The 2,202-nt window shown below is 72.3% G+C and carries 2 protein-coding genes and 1 pseudogene; 2 read left to right on the top strand and 1 reads right to left on the bottom strand.

The window, feature by feature from the left end; all coding sequences use genetic code 11:
* Positions 1–1,198 (top strand): DNA repair protein RadA (radA, locus tag IJH84_RS24805; RefSeq protein ID WP_295149679.1); only part of this gene is annotated, 1,198 nt, incomplete at its 5' end.
* A 91-nt stretch (positions 1,199–1,289) separates the two neighbouring features.
* Here the strand turns inward: radA and IJH84_RS24800 are convergent.
* On the bottom strand, positions 1,290–1,898 hold the full coding sequence (locus IJH84_RS24800) for a hypothetical protein (RefSeq protein WP_295149677.1): 609 nt from the start codon (positions 1,896–1,898) through the stop codon (positions 1,290–1,292).
* A 180-nt stretch (positions 1,899–2,078) separates the two neighbouring features.
* Between IJH84_RS24800 and IJH84_RS24795 the strand changes: the two are divergent.
* A pseudogene (locus tag IJH84_RS24795) lies at positions 2,079–2,202 on the top strand (A/G-specific adenine glycosylase); the annotation flags it as partial.

Here is a 2,202-nt window from a genome sequence, read left to right as displayed (position 1 = left end):
GCGCCCGATCGCCGAAGTGGACCTGGACTCGGCCCGGCAGGTGCCGACCGGCATCGCCGAGCTGGACCGGGTGCTCGGCGGCGGGATCGTGCCTGGCGCGGTGATGCTGCTGGCCGGGGAGCCGGGAGTGGGCAAGTCGACGCTGCTGCTGGAGGTCGCGCACCGCTGGGCGGCGGCCGGTTCGGGCGGCCCTTCGCTGTACGTCACGGGTGAGGAATCGGCGGGCCAGGTGCGGTTGCGCGCGGAGCGCACCGACTCGCTGCACCCCGAGCTCTACCTCGGTTCGGAGGCCGACCTCGGAGCCGTGCTCGGGCACGTGGACGCCATCCGCCCCGGACTGCTGATCATCGACTCGGTGCAGACCGTGCAGTCGCCGGACGTGGACGGCACGCCGGGCGGGGTCACCCAGGTCCGCGCGGTCACCTCCGGCCTGGTCGCGCTGGCCAAGGAACGCGGGCTGCCGGTGGTGCTGGTCGGGCACGTGACCAAGGACGGCGCGGTGGCGGGACCGCGCGCGCTGGAACACCTGGTGGACGTGGTGCTCAACTTCGAGGGCGACCGGCATTCGTCGCTGCGGATGCTGCGCGGAATCAAGAACCGTTTTGGCCCGGCCGACGAGGTCGGCTGCTTCGAGCAGCGCGACGACGGGATCGCCGAGGTGGCCGATCCCTCCGGGTTGTTCCTGAACCGCCAGGAGGCTGCGGTCCCGGGAACCGCGGTGACGGTCATGGTCGAGGGCAAGCGCCCGCTGCTGGCGGAGGTGCAGGCGCTGGTCGCGCCGACCCAGATGCAGATCCCGCGCCGGGCGGTGAGCGGGCTGGACTCGGCGCGGGTGTCGATGGCGCTGGCGGTGCTGGAAAAGCGCGGCCGGGTCCGCACCGGCGAGAAGGAGGTGTTCGCGGCCACTGTCGGCGGCATGAAGGTCACCGAGCCGGCCGCGGACCTGGCGGTGGCGCTGGCCATCGCATCGTCGGCCATGGACGTTCCGCTGCCGCCGAACATGGTGGTGGTCGGCGAGGTCGGGCTGGCCGGGGAGATCCGCCGGGTGAACGCGGTGGGCAGGCGGCTCGCGGAGGCGCAGCGGCTGGGTTTCGACCGCGCGCTGGTGCCGCCGGATTCCGGCAGGCTCCCCTCCGGGATCAAGGCCACCGTCGTGCCCGACCTGCAAACCGCCCTCAAGTCGCTGCGCTCGAACTGAGCCTCTCCCGCACGCGCCAGCCTCAGCGGGTGAACGGACCGTTCGACCAATCTATTCGGACCAACGGTCCGTTCACCCACGATGAACGGGGTCAGGTGAGGCGGAACGGGGTTGGCTGGCTGATGAGGCCGCCCAGGCGGGCGCCGACGACGTAGTCGCCCGCGGGAGCGGTTTCGCGCTTGGCGGCGCACTGCTCGGGCGATGCTTCCGGGGTGGAGGCGACGCCGGTCCATTCGAGTTCGTTGCGGACGGATTCACCGGGGGCCAGCACCGGCATCTCGTTGCTGGATTCGGTCTGGCAGTCGTTGCTCGACCAGAAGCGCTTGCCGTCCGCAGTGGACACCACGACCTCGCGCAGCATCCGGCCGGTGTCCCGGACGCAGTCCACCGGGCCGGTGTTGGTGATGACCATGCGCAGCCCGACCGGTTCGCCTGCCGGGATCTCCGGGCGCACCGGCTCCGCGGTGATCCGCAGGTCCCGGTCGCCGCACGCCGGTGGAGCCGCGGGTGGCGCGGCGGCCTGCGGCGGCGGGGCGCCCCCGTGCGTTCCGGCTTGCTGCGATGCTGCCGGGACGAGCGCTCCGGCCAGCGCGATCACGCCCCACACCGCGAGAGCGATCGCCAGCAGGACCGCACCGAACGCCACCGCTCGGCGGCGCCAGTACACCTCGGGGCGACGCGGTCCGATGGGATCCAGCACGGTCCGACAGTAACCCGGTGATCCCGCTGAGCCGACCAATCGATGATCACCCGATCAGGCGTATTTGTACCGCCGTTCAGGCAGCAAGATCAGTCCGTTCGTGTGGTCTTGCCCCGGTACGCGGCCGGTTCCGGGGCGCCCCGGGAGCTCCGGCGCGCGCCTGGCAGGATCGGTGCCGAGATGACGACGACCGCCTGGGACCCCACCGAGCTGATCGACTGGTTCGCCGCCGAGGCCCGCCCGCTGCCGTGGCGCGCGCCCGGCACGACCGGCTGGGGCGTGCTGGTCAGCGAAACCATGCTGC

The organism is Saccharopolyspora sp. (assembly GCF_017434145.1).
Taxonomy (GTDB): domain Bacteria; phylum Actinomycetota; class Actinomycetes; order Mycobacteriales; family Pseudonocardiaceae; genus Saccharopolyspora_C; species Saccharopolyspora_C galaxeae.
This window is presented reverse-complemented; position numbering and strand designations above follow the sequence as displayed.